Source organism: Paracoccus broussonetiae (assembly GCF_031854425.1).
Lineage (GTDB): Bacteria > Pseudomonadota > Alphaproteobacteria > Rhodobacterales > Rhodobacteraceae > Paracoccus > Paracoccus broussonetiae.
The window spans coordinates 123,994-136,637 of the sequence record NZ_JAVRQI010000012.1 but is presented as its reverse complement, the minus strand read 5'-3'; the positions used below and the strand labels follow the sequence as shown (position 1 = coordinate 136,637).

The 12,644-nt window shown below is 62.0% G+C and carries 15 protein-coding genes and 1 tRNA gene; 9 read left to right on the top strand and 7 right to left on the bottom strand.

The genetic code is table 11. The annotated features are described in order from the left end of the window. Positions 1 to 1,260 (bottom strand): capsule biosynthesis protein, encoded by a 1,260-nt coding sequence (locus RM190_RS16080; RefSeq protein ID WP_311760519.1) that lies wholly within the window; start codon positions 1,258 to 1,260, stop codon positions 1 to 3. Between the two features lie 304 nt (positions 1,261 to 1,564). Here RM190_RS16080 and RM190_RS16075 point away from each other — a divergent pair, with 304 nt between their 5' ends. The 8 genes from RM190_RS16075 (at position 1,565) to RM190_RS16040 (ending at position 7,187) form a co-directional block, all read left to right on the top strand. Continuing rightward, positions 1,565 to 2,158, top strand: a complete 594-nt coding sequence (locus tag RM190_RS16075; protein WP_311760518.1) for a riboflavin synthase — start codon at positions 1,565 to 1,567, stop codon at positions 2,156 to 2,158. Beyond that, positions 2,158 to 2,724: a hypothetical protein gene (locus tag RM190_RS16070; protein WP_311760478.1), complete on the top strand. Its 567-nt coding sequence runs from the start codon at positions 2,158 to 2,160 to the stop codon at positions 2,722 to 2,724. Before RM190_RS16075 ends, RM190_RS16070 begins: the two co-directional genes overlap by 1 nt. After that, positions 2,714 to 3,832 (top strand): 3,4-dihydroxy-2-butanone-4-phosphate synthase, encoded by a 1,119-nt coding sequence (gene ribB, locus RM190_RS16065; RefSeq protein WP_311760477.1) that lies wholly within the window; start codon positions 2,714 to 2,716, stop codon positions 3,830 to 3,832. The genes RM190_RS16070 and ribB overlap by 11 nt, the downstream gene beginning before the upstream one ends. A 3-nt stretch (positions 3,833 to 3,835) precedes the next feature. Further along, entirely contained in the window at positions 3,836 to 4,393 is a 558-nt protein-coding gene (locus RM190_RS16060) for a 6,7-dimethyl-8-ribityllumazine synthase (protein WP_311760476.1), read from the top strand. Further along, positions 4,390 to 4,890 carry a transcription antitermination factor NusB gene (gene nusB / locus RM190_RS16055; RefSeq protein ID WP_311760475.1) on the top strand — a complete coding sequence of 167 codons (501 nt, stop codon included), beginning with the start codon at positions 4,390 to 4,392 and terminating at the stop codon, positions 4,888 to 4,890. The genes RM190_RS16060 and nusB overlap by 4 nt, the downstream gene beginning before the upstream one ends. Before the next feature lie 110 nt (positions 4,891 to 5,000). After that, positions 5,001 to 5,195 (top strand): hypothetical protein, encoded by a 195-nt coding sequence (locus RM190_RS16050; protein ID WP_311760474.1) that lies wholly within the window; start codon positions 5,001 to 5,003, stop codon positions 5,193 to 5,195. 243 nt (positions 5,196 to 5,438) lie between these two features. Next, positions 5,439 to 6,359, top strand: coding sequence for a DUF481 domain-containing protein (locus RM190_RS16045; protein WP_311760473.1), 921 nt, complete (start codon positions 5,439 to 5,441; stop codon positions 6,357 to 6,359). Between the two features lie 348 nt (positions 6,360 to 6,707). Further along, positions 6,708 to 7,187, top strand: a complete 480-nt coding sequence (locus RM190_RS16040) for an MmcB family DNA repair protein (protein WP_311760472.1) — start codon at positions 6,708 to 6,710, stop codon at positions 7,185 to 7,187. Here the strand turns inward: RM190_RS16040 and RM190_RS16035 are convergent. Continuing rightward, on the bottom strand, positions 7,168 to 7,398 hold the full coding sequence (locus tag RM190_RS16035) for a DUF6324 family protein (protein WP_311760471.1): 231 nt from the start codon (positions 7,396 to 7,398) through the stop codon (positions 7,168 to 7,170). The two genes, RM190_RS16040 and RM190_RS16035, sit on opposite strands and share 20 nt — an antisense overlap. A gap of 113 nt (positions 7,399 to 7,511) precedes the next feature. Here RM190_RS16035 and RM190_RS16030 point away from each other — a divergent pair. Beyond that, positions 7,512 to 7,588 (top strand) — tRNA-His (locus RM190_RS16030). A 185-nt stretch (positions 7,589 to 7,773) separates the two neighbouring features. Here the strand turns inward: RM190_RS16030 and RM190_RS16025 are convergent. The 5 genes from RM190_RS16025 to RM190_RS16005 form a co-directional block, all read right to left on the bottom strand. Then, entirely contained in the window at positions 7,774 to 8,571 is a 798-nt protein-coding gene (locus RM190_RS16025) for a glycosyltransferase (RefSeq protein WP_311760470.1), read from the bottom strand. Positions 8,572 to 8,788: 217 nt separating this feature from the next. Next, on the bottom strand, positions 8,789 to 9,565 hold the full coding sequence (locus RM190_RS16020) for a hypothetical protein (protein WP_311760469.1): 777 nt from the start codon (positions 9,563 to 9,565) through the stop codon (positions 8,789 to 8,791). A gap of 64 nt (positions 9,566 to 9,629) precedes the next feature. Then, complete coding sequence (locus RM190_RS16015) at positions 9,630 to 10,184, bottom strand: tyrosine-protein phosphatase (RefSeq protein ID WP_311760468.1); 555 nt, start codon at positions 10,182 to 10,184, stop codon at positions 9,630 to 9,632. 105 nt (positions 10,185 to 10,289) lie between these two features. Continuing rightward, positions 10,290 to 11,132 carry a phosphatase PAP2 family protein gene (locus RM190_RS16010; protein ID WP_311760467.1) on the bottom strand — a complete coding sequence of 281 codons (843 nt, stop codon included), beginning with the start codon at positions 11,130 to 11,132 and terminating at the stop codon, positions 10,290 to 10,292. Further along, positions 11,125 to 12,621, bottom strand: coding sequence for an ArnT family glycosyltransferase (locus tag RM190_RS16005; RefSeq protein ID WP_311760466.1), 1,497 nt, complete (start codon positions 12,619 to 12,621; stop codon positions 11,125 to 11,127). Before RM190_RS16005 ends, RM190_RS16010 begins: the two co-directional genes overlap by 8 nt. Between the last annotated feature and the right edge of the window lie 23 nt (positions 12,622 to 12,644).

Here is a 12,644-nt window from a genome sequence, read left to right as displayed (position 1 = left end):
TCATTCCGGATTATGTTCCATCTGTTGCCGATACTTGCCGCGCCCGGCAATCAGGGCCTCATAGGGGTCTTCGAAGGCCAGCATCATGTCGACCACGATGCGCAGGGCATGGGCACGTGAACGCTCGGCGTAATAGCCCCCGGGAACCTGGCTGCTTTCCAGCAGGAAGTCGCGATAGCGGCGATAGGCCATTGCATTCGGCGGCGCGGGATCGTGCAGGAATTCGGACAGGCTCTGGTCGGAAACGATGCCGGGCTTGTCATAAACGGCGCGTCCCATCGCCTTGACCGGAAGCCCGCGCCACAACGCCTGTTGCGCCGAGGTCGAATTCACCGTCACCACCGCCCGCGCCTGGTTCAACAGTTGGGCCAGCTTGCCGCCACGGACGTAATGCACGCGGGTGGCGATCTTCAGTTCCTGCGCCTTGTCGAGGATCGCGCGCCGGATGCCGCCGCGCCCATCCTCAAGCGGATGGGCCTTGAACACGACATGATGGTGGCGCGGGGCCGAACGCGAGAATTCCTCAAGCACTTCATTGGTGAATTCCGCCATGGTGGCGTAATGGGAATGCGCCACGAAGTTTGAATCGTGCTCAAGCTGCATCGGCACAAGGACATAGGGAAAGCCACCCTGCCGGATCGCCGCGGCCTCGCGCCATTGCGCGAACATGTCGACCGGCGTCAGCAGCAGACGGCGCAGGTTCAGGCGGAATTCCTTGAACACACCGATCTGGCGATGCGTCCGGTATCCCTTGTACCTGGCATTCGCGATCAGGACGAAGAAGTGATAGAGCGCGCCATAGAACTTGTGCTGGCGCATATCGCCCCAGCGCGCGGGCGGACGGCTGAGTTCACCGACTCGGCCGCGCAGCGCATTGCGCATCTCGCGCACCGGAATGCTCATCAGTGGCGAGTGGCCATTCGATCCGCCGCGTTCATAGGTGATCCAGAAGGGGCGAAGATAGCCTTCCTCGAACACATGCAGGACCAGGCCGAAGCGCTGGCTTGCTTCGCGCGCGGCGGCGTGGATCGGGCGCACATCGCCATAAAGGACGATATCCGTCACCCGCTTTTCGTGGATGATACGCTCCAGATGTGCAGGCCACTGCTCTGGCGTGCCGGTGTGACGGATGAAATGTTCGCCGTCGGTCCAGAAGAACTCGTCCCCTGCATTGAAGCCCGCGCGCCAAACGGTGGCTCCGGCCTGACGCAACTGGCGCGCAAGCCGATCGAAGAACGGGCCATGTGGCCCCTGCAGCATCAGGAAGACGCGATGTCCCGGCGGCCGGACGGCAAGTGCGGCCGGCAGCGCGGGTTCAGGGGCTCGGGTCAACAAGGTCACATCATCTTCCCGGCTCGGGGCAAATGAGTCGCAGTATAAATCATTCGGCGTCGCAGTTGGTGAACTGGGCCCGTAGAATACCGGCCTTTTCGAAGTGAATGCACGAATATTGCAGGGCTGTCACTGTCTTTCAGGCACTTGCCGGACACATGAGCATAGCTTCGCTTGAAGATTGCGCGGCAAGGCTCTAGGTCTCGGCGGAGTACCGCGAATGGGGGCAGATATGTTCACCGGGATCATTACCGACATCGGAACCGTCAGCAATGTCGAGATGCGCGGGGACATGCGCGCGCGGATTGCCTGCAGCTATGACATGGCCGGCGTGGACCTGGGCGCCTCGATCGCCTGCGACGGGGTCTGCCTGACGGTCGTGGACAAGGGTGCAGACTGGTTCGACGTCGACATTTCCGCGGAGACCATCTCGAAGACCAATATCGGCGCGAATGGCTGGGCCAGCGGCAAGCGACTGAACCTCGAACGCGCACTGCGCGTGGGTGACGAACTGGGCGGTCACATCGTTTCGGGGCATGTCGACGGAGTGGCCCTGATCGAAGGGATGCATGACGAAGGCGACAGCACCCGCATCACCTTTCGCGCGCCCGACGCGCTGGCGCGCTTCATTGCGCCCAAGGGCTCGGTCGCGCTGAACGGCACCTCGCTGACCGTGAACGAGGTCGAGGGCAATACCTTCGGGATCAATGTCATTCCCCATACCCAGGCCGTCACCACATGGGGCACGGTCAGGACGGGCGACGCGGTCAACCTGGAAATCGACACGCTGGCCCGCTACGTCGCACGTCTGGCCGAGGCGGGCTGATGGCGGGGATCGGGCATAACGGCGGACCGGGCGCGGGCAGCAGCTATCGCGCCCATTGTTGGAACGTCGCGCGGCGTGACCTTCTAGGCGCGCGCCTGCCGGTCGAGATCGTCCGCCTGCAGGTTCGCCGCGCAAAGGAACTTGGTCTTGACTACAAGACCTATGCCGGGGTCCGCGCGACCACGGGCCGCGATCTTGTCGCCTTCCTTTATTCGTCAAACGCGCTTGGCGTCTTTCGCCGCGGGCAGCCGATCCCGTCGACTGAGGCCACGCGCATTGCGCGCATCGCCGCGTCACCACACCTGGGATGCGCGCCAGGCCTTGCGCCCGACGTGCTGGCGCGCCAGATCGGGGCGGTGTCGGGTCGCCCGCTTGCCCCCTTTGGCAGTAGTTGGTCAGAGATGCGGGACGAAATGAAAGCCTGGCTCAGGTCGCAGGGCCTGCCGGGCGATGCTGTGCTGATGATCGGTGAAACCGCGCATGAGCGAGAGATGATGACGGCGGGCGGGCTTGCGGGATTCGTAACCGGCCAGGCCTTCTTTGCAGGAGTTGCGGATGCAGTATGAGAAACCCGGACCCGTTGAGCGCGACTGGTCCGATGCAATCTCCCGGACCGAGGAGATCATCAACGAGGCCCGCAACGGCCGCATGTTCATTCTGGTCGACCACGAAGACCGCGAGAATGAAGGCGATCTGGTCATTCCCGCCCAGATGGCGACGCCCGAGGCGATCAACTTCATGGCGACGCATGGCCGCGGGCTGATCTGCCTGTCGATGCCCGGCGCGCGGATCGACGCCCTGGGCCTGCCGCTGATGAGCCCCAAGAACTCCAGCCGGCACGAGACCGCCTTCACCATGTCGATCGAGGCGCGCGAAGGTGTGACCACCGGCATCTCGGCCCATGACCGGGCGCATACGATCGCCGTGGCCATCGATCCGACCAAGGGCGCGCCCGACATCGCGACCCCTGGCCACATTTTCCCGCTGCGCGCACGCGACGGAGGCGTTCTGGTCCGCGCCGGCCATACCGAGGCTGCGGTCGACGTGGCCCGCCTGGCCGGGCTGAATCCTGCGGGCGTGATCTGCGAAATCATGAACGAAGACGGCACCATGGCCCGCCTGCCGGACCTGGTGGCCTTTGCCCAACATCACGGGCTGAAGATTGGCACCATCAGCGACCTGATCGCCTATCGCCGTCGCCACGACAACCTGATCGCCGAACGGGCACAGCGCCCGGTGCACTCGATCCACGGCGGCGACTGGATGATGCGCATCTTTGCCGACGAGACCTCGGGAGCCGAACATGTCGTGCTGACCAAGGGCGACCTGACCACTTCGGAACCCGTGCTGGTGCGAATGCACGCGCTGGACGCGCTGCACGACGTGCTGGGGGTCGGGCGCGAGGATGCGGGCGAGCTTTCCAGCGCAATGCGCCTGATCGGGCAAGAGGGCAGGGGCGTGGTCGTCCTGTTCCGCGATCTTGAACGCAAGTTGCCTGTACAGGGCGAGGTTTCGCCCCATGTGCTGAGGCAATACGGGCTTGGCGCGCAGATCCTGTCCTCGCTGGGCCTGTCCGAACTGGTTCTTTTGACCAATTCGGCCCCGGTCAAGGTTGTCGGGCTTGACGCCTACGGTCTTTCGATCCATTCCACGCGTCCGATTCCAAAAGAGTAAGCCATGGCCGCCAGCATCGAACACTACCAGCTGCCGCTGCCCAGGATCGAGGGCAGCGTCCGGCTGCTGATCGTGGTCGCGCCCTATTACCGTCAGATCGCTGACGGTCTGATCGCAGGAGCAAAGGCCATCGCGGCCGAGGCCGGCGCCACCGTCGACCTGGTCGAGGTGCCCGGCGCGCTGGAAGTTCCGACTGCTATCGGCCTGGCCGCCTCGCGTGGGCTTTACGACGGTTATGTCGCCTTGGGTTGCGTCATCCGGGGCGAGACCACGCATTACGACACCGTCTGCAATGACAGCTCGCGCGGCATCACGCTGCTTGGGCTTGACGGTCATTGCATCGGCAACGGCATCCTGACTGTCGAGAATTACGACCAAGCCGCCGTCCGCGCAGATCCCGAAGGGCAGAACAAGGGTGGTGGCGCTGCCGCCGCCGCGCTGCACCTGATCGCGCTGAAGCGCAATTGGGAAGCGCGCAGCCCCGCCGGCACGGCTGCGGCGGACAAGCAGCGTGACATCATCCGCCTTGCGGGCGAACTGGAAGGACCTCGGGGCGCATGAGCGGACAAGGTGGAAACCGGCGCAGCCCGGAAGAGCGCGCCGCGCGTCAGGCTAAGACCTCGGCCGCGCGTGTCTATGCGGTTCAGGCGCTGTTCCAGATGGAGGCCTCGGGCCAATCCGTCGACCGCGTGATCGCGGAATTCGGCCAGTGGCGCATCGGCCGGATGGACGAAGATGACGATGTCGTCTCGGCCGAAGCGGATGAGAACCTGTTCCGCCGCATCCTGGACGACGCCGTCAATTGGCAGTCGCGGATCGACCAGATGACCGATCGTGCATTGGTCGCGAAATGGCCCATCGATCGCATCGATCCGGTCCTGCGCGCATTGTTCCGCGCCTCGGGCGCCGAACTGGTGCAGTCGGGCACCCCGCCTAAAGTGGTCATCACCGAATATGTCCGCATCGCGCAAGCCTTCTTCCCCGACGGGCGCGAGGCGAAATTCGTGAATGCGGTTCTGGACCACATGGCGCGCGAGGCCCGCCCCGAAGCCTTCTGAGACTGGATCAGGCGCCGGGGACGGCGCCGATCCCAGCGGCTCAGCCATAGCGGAGAATCTGACACACCTCTGTGGCGCGTGGGCATCAATGCCACGTCCCACACGGCCAGATGGCAGTCTGCGTCATCACGACAGGTACTTTCCTGACGGTTTTTCCGGCCAAACCTGTGGATATCTTGCAACAACGCCCGCTATGTGATTGGGCGTTTTTGTTTGCCTTGATTTTAGGCAATCAAAAAATCGCGCGCAGGTTGCCGAAGGCGGATCACGTTCTTCCGCGAGGCCATATTCCTTTTGAGAACTGAAATAGAACGAAAAACGAACCTGCATTTCCCAATGCCGATTTGGTTTCATCACGAATTTGAATGGTCCATTTCCCGCCGACGCGAAATTGGCGCAGAGACTTCACGTTTATGCGAGGCGTCGTGAATTTCGGCCATGTCTTTATGGGTTGGAATAGGGCGTCTAATTCTCGTTCAGCAGAGATGCTTGCGATTGCCCTGACCGGCATCGCGGACACGGAAACGGTTCAGAAAAGGACTGAGAACATGAAAGCTCTTGCCTGCCTCGCCGGTGCAACCGCAATGGCCGCCGCACTTGCGTCGCCCGCCCTTGCCCAGCAGGAAATCGCGGCCGGCGCGAATGCGACCGGGATCTCCAACGTCAACGAGCAAATGAAGGATGTCGAAGACGCGGTTCAGGACGATTTCGACCGTTCCTCGGATCCGTCGCGTTTCGGCAATCCTGATCGCGTACAGGGCCTTTTTGGCTCGGTCGCGCTCAGCTATATCGGTCGCACCGGAAATAGTGAGAACCAGGATTTCACCCTATCCGGTCGCCTTTCCTATAACCAGGCGCCTTTCTCGCAATCGATCGGTATTTTGCTGGAATATGGCGAAGATAATAACGGCGATACCGATACCGAAAAGACCTATGTGATTTATGAGGGTCTTTACGATATCAATGATCGTTTCTATGGCTTTGCGCTGGGTCGGCTTTCGACCGACGCGCTGGCCGACGATCCGATCAGCCTTGACGATGGCGATACCTTTGCCGATCTCGATGGCCGGCTGGAACGTGACGCCTATTTCGGTATCGGTCCCGGCTATCGCATCATCATGACTGATACGATGGCATGGCGCGTCCAGGCCGCGGTCGGTATCCGCTATACCAAGACAGTGAACGTGATCGACCCGGTCGCCGAAGTGCTTGAGACGGACTCGGAAACCGGCGTCGGCTACCTGCTGTCCTCTCGCTTCTACTATCGGGTCAACGAGAACTTCTTCCTGACCAACGACACCGACTATCTGACGTCCGACAGCAACGATACCGCGACCAACGAGCTTGGCCTGAACTTCAAGATGACGGACTCGTTCGCGACGCGCATCTCGTACAAGACCGAGTACGTTTCGGACCGGGCGATCCGCACGGACAACACTCTGGGTGTGTCGCTGGTCTACGGCTTCTAGGAAATCCCAACCTCTCTCTCGTCGAAACAGGGGGCGGCCCGCAAGGGCCGTCCCTTTTCCGTTCGGATCGGACGAAAAGGGAAGGGTGGCGGGAACCGCAGCGACCGTGGCAGCACAGGTTTCCCCGAAAGCCTGGATGTCCAGGTGGGAGCCGGGTAACGGGACCAGGGCCCCGCCAGAGCCAGCCCCCTCGGTGAAATTATAGGCCAGTGGAAAAAAAGGCCGCACACGAGAAGAGCAGAAGCCCGCCAGTCACGATAGATAGTCCTGCCCGTGTGCCGCTGCAAGGGCAGGCAGAGATACCGCCGAAGCTTGCCAGATGTTCTCTTTTAGTTCATGGTCACGCGCATGACCGAGATTTCACCTGCAGATGATCCGACGCTGCTGCCAGCCATGCCCGGCCAGCGTCTTGCCCGCGGTGTCACGCGGATGCTGAGCGCGCTTGGCCATGCCGCACTGCCGGAATTCGTGCCAGTGGGGGGCTTGCGCGTCGATGTCATTTCGATCTCGCCCAAGGGTGAAATCTGGGTCGTCGAGTGCAAAAGCTGCCGGGCCGATTTCATCGCCGACCGCAAGTGGCAAGGTTATCTGGAATTCTGCGACCGGTTCTTCTGGGCAATCGACGCGGATTTCCCGCAGGACCTGCTGCCAGAGGGTTGCGGTCTGATCATGGCGGACAGTTGGGGTGCCGAACTGATCCGCATGGGCCCCGAAACCCGGTTGGCGGGCGCTAGGCGCACCCGCCTGCTGCGAGAGATTGCCCGCGTTTCAACCGGACGCCTGATGGCCGTGACCGATCCGATGGGGGTCAGCGGCGCGGTTTCTTAGGGGACTTTCCACCTTTGCCCGAATCCGTCCGCATCTCTCGCGCGGCCTCGGCCGCGGCGAGAAGTTCCTCGGCAATTTCCTCGGCTTCTTCGGGATCGAAGTCCAGGGGCAGGTCGACGCCCTCACCCTCGACATAGATGCGCACCATGCCGCGGTCGGTAGGTCCGATCTGCAGATTCGCCGCAATTTCGCTTTCGCTGTTGATGCTCATGTCCGGCCCTTCCGGTTTGTCATTCCCATTTCGAACATTGATTACATTGGGTGTCGAAATCCGACAAGATAGGGTTGCATCCCCCATGATCTGGCGTTAGATACCGCGCCAGTGCCGCCTTAGCTCAGTTGGTTAGAGCACCAGATTGTGGATCTGGGGGTCTCCCGTTCGAACCGGGAAGGCGGTACCATTAAATCAATGACTTGGATGACCGCGCCTCAACCAGCCCCGTGCTGATTGCTTGGCCGCCGATCCGCAGATGTGATCCGACTTTCTGCCAGATACTGCAAACAAAAGTGCACGGCATCTCTGGACTGAGCGGGCAGGGGCGGTGCCCTGGATGGGTCTGTCCCACTACTGCCTGTCGCTTCCGGTTTACGCGTGGCCAAGCAGCCGCAATCCTTCGCCATCAAGGAAGGGGTAATTCTGGTCCAGATACTCTCGCATCTTTTGGACTGTCATCTTGGACCGCGGCGGCGGTCGCTCCACTGTGCTGTCATTCGTGTCGTGTTTCAGGATCAGCGAGTGGCAGGAAGGGACGCTGACGGCTGGAAAGCGCTTTCGCAGACCGAAATGTCCGAAGGCGAAGATCGTCCGGCGATGGTGCAGCACGGCGGTGCCCGCGCTCATGAAGGGAAGATCCTTGGCGAACCCGGTTCCGTCTGCCGTATTTACAAAAGCAACCCGGTGGAAGCTGGCGGAAAACTGCATTCTTGAACGGGCCAAGGGCGTGCAATAGGTCCGCATCTTTCCGACATAGTTCGCGGATAGAGCATCGTCGTCGTCCAGCCGGAATTGCAAAGTCTGGCGATAGGACAGGCCCAGATCCGACATCACCTGCATCTGCGCGGCCCCGGCGCCGATCACCGGAAAGAACCGCAGTGAGACCTGCGGCACACCGGCGCAAATCCTGCTGAGGCGGTCACGGTAGATTTCCGGCATCAGCTCTGACGCAAGCACCAGGAAATGAAAGTCCTGATCGCTCTGCGCCTTCATTGAAGCAAGGGTGATATGTTCGAATGTCGCCAGCCGCTGCTCGACCCGCGCCGGCGCGAAAAGCGATGCGACCTGCTTTGCGGCAATGGCTTCATGCTGGTCTTTCGAAGCGCCGCGATAGGCCCGCCAATCCCCCGGCCCGACAAGCGAAAATCGACATATTCCTGCGATATGCATAACAACCCACTGACAACGCGTTCCTGTCGCACGATGGCAACCTGAGGTCCGCGGCATCCTGAATTGCGCTCAGCAAAATCACCGGCGCTGCCCATTCCTCGGCTTAAGACGTCGCACGCGGAATCGGGCAGGTCATCTTCCTTTGAAGATCATGGTTAACGGACGAACTGCCACGGCTCAGCGCGATGCGGAACCCATTGGCAAGGCGAGGACGCCGTCAACCCTCCCATGCCGTTCGCAGCCAGTCGATCCGGCCGATGCGGCGATACCATTTATGCCCGCCGCCGGAAAAGACCTCGGACATCTTGGGGTTGCCCGCGAAAAGGACGATCCCGGCATCCTCGGGCAGGGACGGATCCTTGAAAAAGCTGCGGAAGTTGCGCGGCACGCAGTCATTCTTGAAACTGACACACCAGCCCTTGGGCCAGTAGTTCAGGTTTCCGTGCTGCGCCAGTTGGGCCGACTGGAACTGTTGACTGATCTCGTAACGTGATGTCGCGGCGACGGGATCCGACAGGTAGGCATCCAGGATATAGTCGTGCGCGCCGATCTCATATCGAAAGACTGACGAATTGCCGACGCTGTGCAGGAAGCGGTCACGGGCGGGATTGATCTTGCGCAACGGCTTGGGGCGGAAAAGATCATCGTCGCGGATGATGAGGAACCTTCCCGGCTGATCGAAAAACCTTGCAAGATCGCCGACGATCACAAGGTCAAGGTCCAGAAACAGCGCCGTGCCCCGCAGGCCAAACAGATCCTTGCGAAACAGCGCCAGCTTCTGCCAGCGGCTGTCCTTGTGTCCCTTGGCCAAACCAAGCGGGGGCAGCGGAAAAGCCTCGACCCCTGGAGCAAGGCCCTTGGCATCATCGGTGAAGCAGATGAAGCGATAGGGCCTGTTCAGGTGGTTGCTGACGCCCGCCGCCAGCCGATTGACATCATCGGCGCTGTAAAGCGTGCCCCATTTCATGCAGAGGACAAGCAGGGTTTCCGACATGACGTTACCTCGATTGCTTAAGGGTGATTTCACGGGTCTCTGCGCATCGGCGCGGGGCAGGGGGTCAGGATTCATATCCGAACCTGCCTTCCATCGCTTCCCAGCTTTCGTTCATGGGCCAGGCGTTGGTGTGGGGGATCGAGATATGACCATAGCGGATGGAAATCTGCGCCTCTGCCAGCCCCTCTCCCTTGCCGAGCTGGGCCAGATACAGTGCCGCCGCAAGGCCTGTCCGATCGGCGCCCGATTTGCAGTGGATCAGCACCGGCTTTGGCGCGTCTCGCAAAAGTGCGATCAGAGTTTCGGCATCCTCATCAGACAGCCGGCGGCCAGCGGACATGCCAAAATCGAAATGCGCGATGCCAAGCTTTTGCGAGGCCGCGATCTCGGCGTCATACCAGGGCGTTCCCTGATGTGCGCCGCGCAGGTTGATGACGCTGCGAATACCCGCCTGGCCCGCCCAGCGTTCAAGATTTTGGGCCGAAGGCTGGGCCGAACGATAGGCCTGTCCCGGGAGGATGGCGTGGAAATTGCCATTCACCTGAAGGCTGACGAGATAGCCGAGCGTCAAGATGACGGCCAGCACGGCGATGGAAAGCAGATGGCGAAAACGCAGCATGAGATGGAACCCGTTCTTTTTCGGGTCTGCTGAACTGCGAAACTGAAAGCTGGCTGAACGCAACGGTCCCAAAGCGCCCTTGCGTGCCGGGACCGAGCGTAACGGTCAGTGTTGTTCCACCGTGGCGCTTTCGGACAGGATTTGCGGAGAGCTTTCCTCTGGCAGGATGGGTGTCCGCGAAGGCGCGGGTGCAGCCCGTCCCGTCGCAATGGCAATGAGTGTCCGACAATCGTCGATCAGCGCGCCGGGTGTCAGCCGCATCCGGGCCTGTGCCAGATCGAACACCCGATAGGCCGCCAGCACCACCAGGGCCGAGATCGCCACGGATGACAGTGCGTCCGACATGAAATGCCGACCCAGTCCCACCCGCAGAAGGACGCTGAGGCAGATCAGAAGCACACCCGACACAGCCGCGACAGGCTTGCCCCGCCGTCCCAAATGCGGCCATGCCAGCACCAGCATCGCAAAGACGAATGTCGAAACCATCGCCACCTCGCCCGAGGAAAACGAGCAGTTCAGCGCGCATTGATCGCTGATCTGCAACATCGGCGTGAACAGTTTTTCACCGCCGAATTCCGTGATCTGAACAGGGCGCGCGCGCCCCACCCAGGACTTCAGAAGCCCGTTGACGATCAGGCCCGGCCCCATCAGGAACACGCCCGCCAGAAAGCGCCAGTTGTCTGCCCCGGATCTTGCCGTCAGGCGAAGGCCTCGGCCAATCAAAACGAGCACGCAGATGGCGATGAAGAAAGCGTTCAGCCCGATCCTCAGGACATCGTTCACCGCAATCGCAAGGGAACTTCCCGCCAGCGCGAACCGTCCCTGCCCATTGGTGAACAGGCCAGAGATCGCAAGATCAAGACCGGGAAACGCCGCGAAGATGCAGGCCACGGCCAGGGCAGAGGTCAGTGCGATGACATGCAGTCGGGAAAACAGCGGATCATTCATGCGAGGCATCCATCAGGCAGGCGGCAGACGCCATGGCCAGCGTGAGCTTTCGGCCTTCGGCAAAGCCGGGTCCGGCGGTCCAGCTTTCACTGGTCGTGGCACAGGCGGGTGGCTCTCCTCGCAGCAGAACCGCGACAAGGCCGAGCTCCTTGGGGTTGAAGGGAAAGGCCAGGTCCCAATGGTGACGCGGGCCACCTGTATGGGGTGCAGCCTCGATCCGCAGGCGCGTTCCCCTGGCCTGCCAGCTCAGATCCGCCAGAAGGCCGCGGTCATGCGCCGTAATCACTGCCGTGTCATGCTGATGGGCATAGTCGATCGCACGCGCGCTGATTTCGGCATGGCCCATGTAGCGAGACAGCAGCAGGCTGCCACCGGGACCGCGCCAGCCCGTGCCGAAGATGGCCAGAAGCGGCAGCAGCAGGGCGACCAAAAGGCCGAAACCGATCGAAATGGCCGCAAGCCGGGGGCGGTCCGCCAGCCACACCGCCGCCACGATACTCCCCGCGACGGTAAAGCTGACTGCCCAATTGGCCAGCGCGTGTGAACCCAGCGCCTGAAGCGTCACGATGCCCAGGATCACCACCGCCACCGCCAGCGGTCCGTGCATCGCTTGCGGCGGGTTGCGCAGGGACAGAAGGAGGGCCGCGAAAGCCACCGGACCCATGACCGCAAATTGTTCGGCCCAGAAGCGCAGCGTGCCGGAAATGTGCAGGCCGAACCCCTGCGACGATCCGGACTCAGCCAGATGATGAAAGGTGACAAAGCCGTGGGATGCGATCCACCACAGGTTCGGCGCAACCACGGCCAGTGTCACCGCCGCCGCGAGGATCAGGTCACGCCGGGCGATGCGCCAGTCGGCCGAGATCCAGCCGGCAAGCCCCATGCCCAGAACAGCAAAGGCCATCGCCTGTTTCGCCAGCAGCCCAAGGCCGACCGCAAGGCCAAGCAGGATCGCCCCCGACACGCCGGGCGCACGTGCAAGACGATGCTGCACCAGCAGCGCCAGTGCGAGGGCCAGCATCTGCGGTGTATCGGTCGAAATCAGCATCGAGCCCAGCGTTACCGCCGGCATGGTTGCATAACCCAGCCCCGCCAGTGCCGCCGCTCGTGGACTGGCAACGCGCGCAGTCAGGGCCAGTACAGTGCAGGCCGCCAGACCGTGGATCAGAGGCGCCGCAAGCCGCACTGCAAAGGTGCTGTTCCCGAAGAGCCCGGTCATGGCCCCGATCAGCCAGCCGATCAGCGGAGGCTTGGAATAGGCCCCGAACGAAAAGGATTGCCCCCACAGCCAGTATTGCGCCTCGTCGACCCAAAGCTCGGTCCGGTTGAAATACAGCGCGACGATCCGCCAAAACGTGATCAGTGCGATCCCTGCCAGTGCCATGCCGGTCCGGTCACGATCCGTGGCAAGGAAGCGGCCCAGGCCACGAAGGGTTGGGCGCGATCCCGCGACGGCAACCGACCCGCTTTCGTGATCGAGCCTTCGCATTCAGGCGCACCCCCTTGCGATTG

Coding starts and splice junctions, on each gene's coding strand:
- RM190_RS16080 (WP_311760519.1), bottom strand. CDS start 1,260: ATGCTGCAGGGGCCACATGGCCCGTTCTTCGATCGGCTTGCGCGCCAG.
- RM190_RS16075 (WP_311760518.1), top strand. CDS start 1,565: ATGTTCACCGGGATCATTACCGACATCGGAACCGTCAGCAATGTCGAG.
- RM190_RS16070 (WP_311760478.1), top strand. CDS start 2,158: ATGGCGGGGATCGGGCATAACGGCGGACCGGGCGCGGGCAGCAGCTAT.
- ribB (WP_311760477.1), top strand. CDS start 2,714: ATGCAGTATGAGAAACCCGGACCCGTTGAGCGCGACTGGTCCGATGCA.
- RM190_RS16060 (WP_311760476.1), top strand. CDS start 3,836: ATGGCCGCCAGCATCGAACACTACCAGCTGCCGCTGCCCAGGATCGAG.
- nusB (WP_311760475.1), top strand. CDS start 4,390: ATGAGCGGACAAGGTGGAAACCGGCGCAGCCCGGAAGAGCGCGCCGCG.
- RM190_RS16050 (WP_311760474.1), top strand. CDS start 5,001: ATGGCAGTCTGCGTCATCACGACAGGTACTTTCCTGACGGTTTTTCCG.
- RM190_RS16045 (WP_311760473.1), top strand. CDS start 5,439: ATGAAAGCTCTTGCCTGCCTCGCCGGTGCAACCGCAATGGCCGCCGCA.
- RM190_RS16040 (WP_311760472.1), top strand. CDS start 6,708: ATGACCGAGATTTCACCTGCAGATGATCCGACGCTGCTGCCAGCCATG.
- RM190_RS16035 (WP_311760471.1), bottom strand. CDS start 7,398: ATGAGCATCAACAGCGAAAGCGAAATTGCGGCGAATCTGCAGATCGGA.
- RM190_RS16025 (WP_311760470.1), bottom strand. CDS start 8,571: ATGCATATCGCAGGAATATGTCGATTTTCGCTTGTCGGGCCGGGGGAT.
- RM190_RS16020 (WP_311760469.1), bottom strand. CDS start 9,565: ATGTCGGAAACCCTGCTTGTCCTCTGCATGAAATGGGGCACGCTTTAC.
- RM190_RS16015 (WP_311760468.1), bottom strand. CDS start 10,184: ATGCTGCGTTTTCGCCATCTGCTTTCCATCGCCGTGCTGGCCGTCATC.
- RM190_RS16010 (WP_311760467.1), bottom strand. CDS start 11,132: ATGAATGATCCGCTGTTTTCCCGACTGCATGTCATCGCACTGACCTCT.
- RM190_RS16005 (WP_311760466.1), bottom strand. CDS start 12,621: ATGCGAAGGCTCGATCACGAAAGCGGGTCGGTTGCCGTCGCGGGATCG.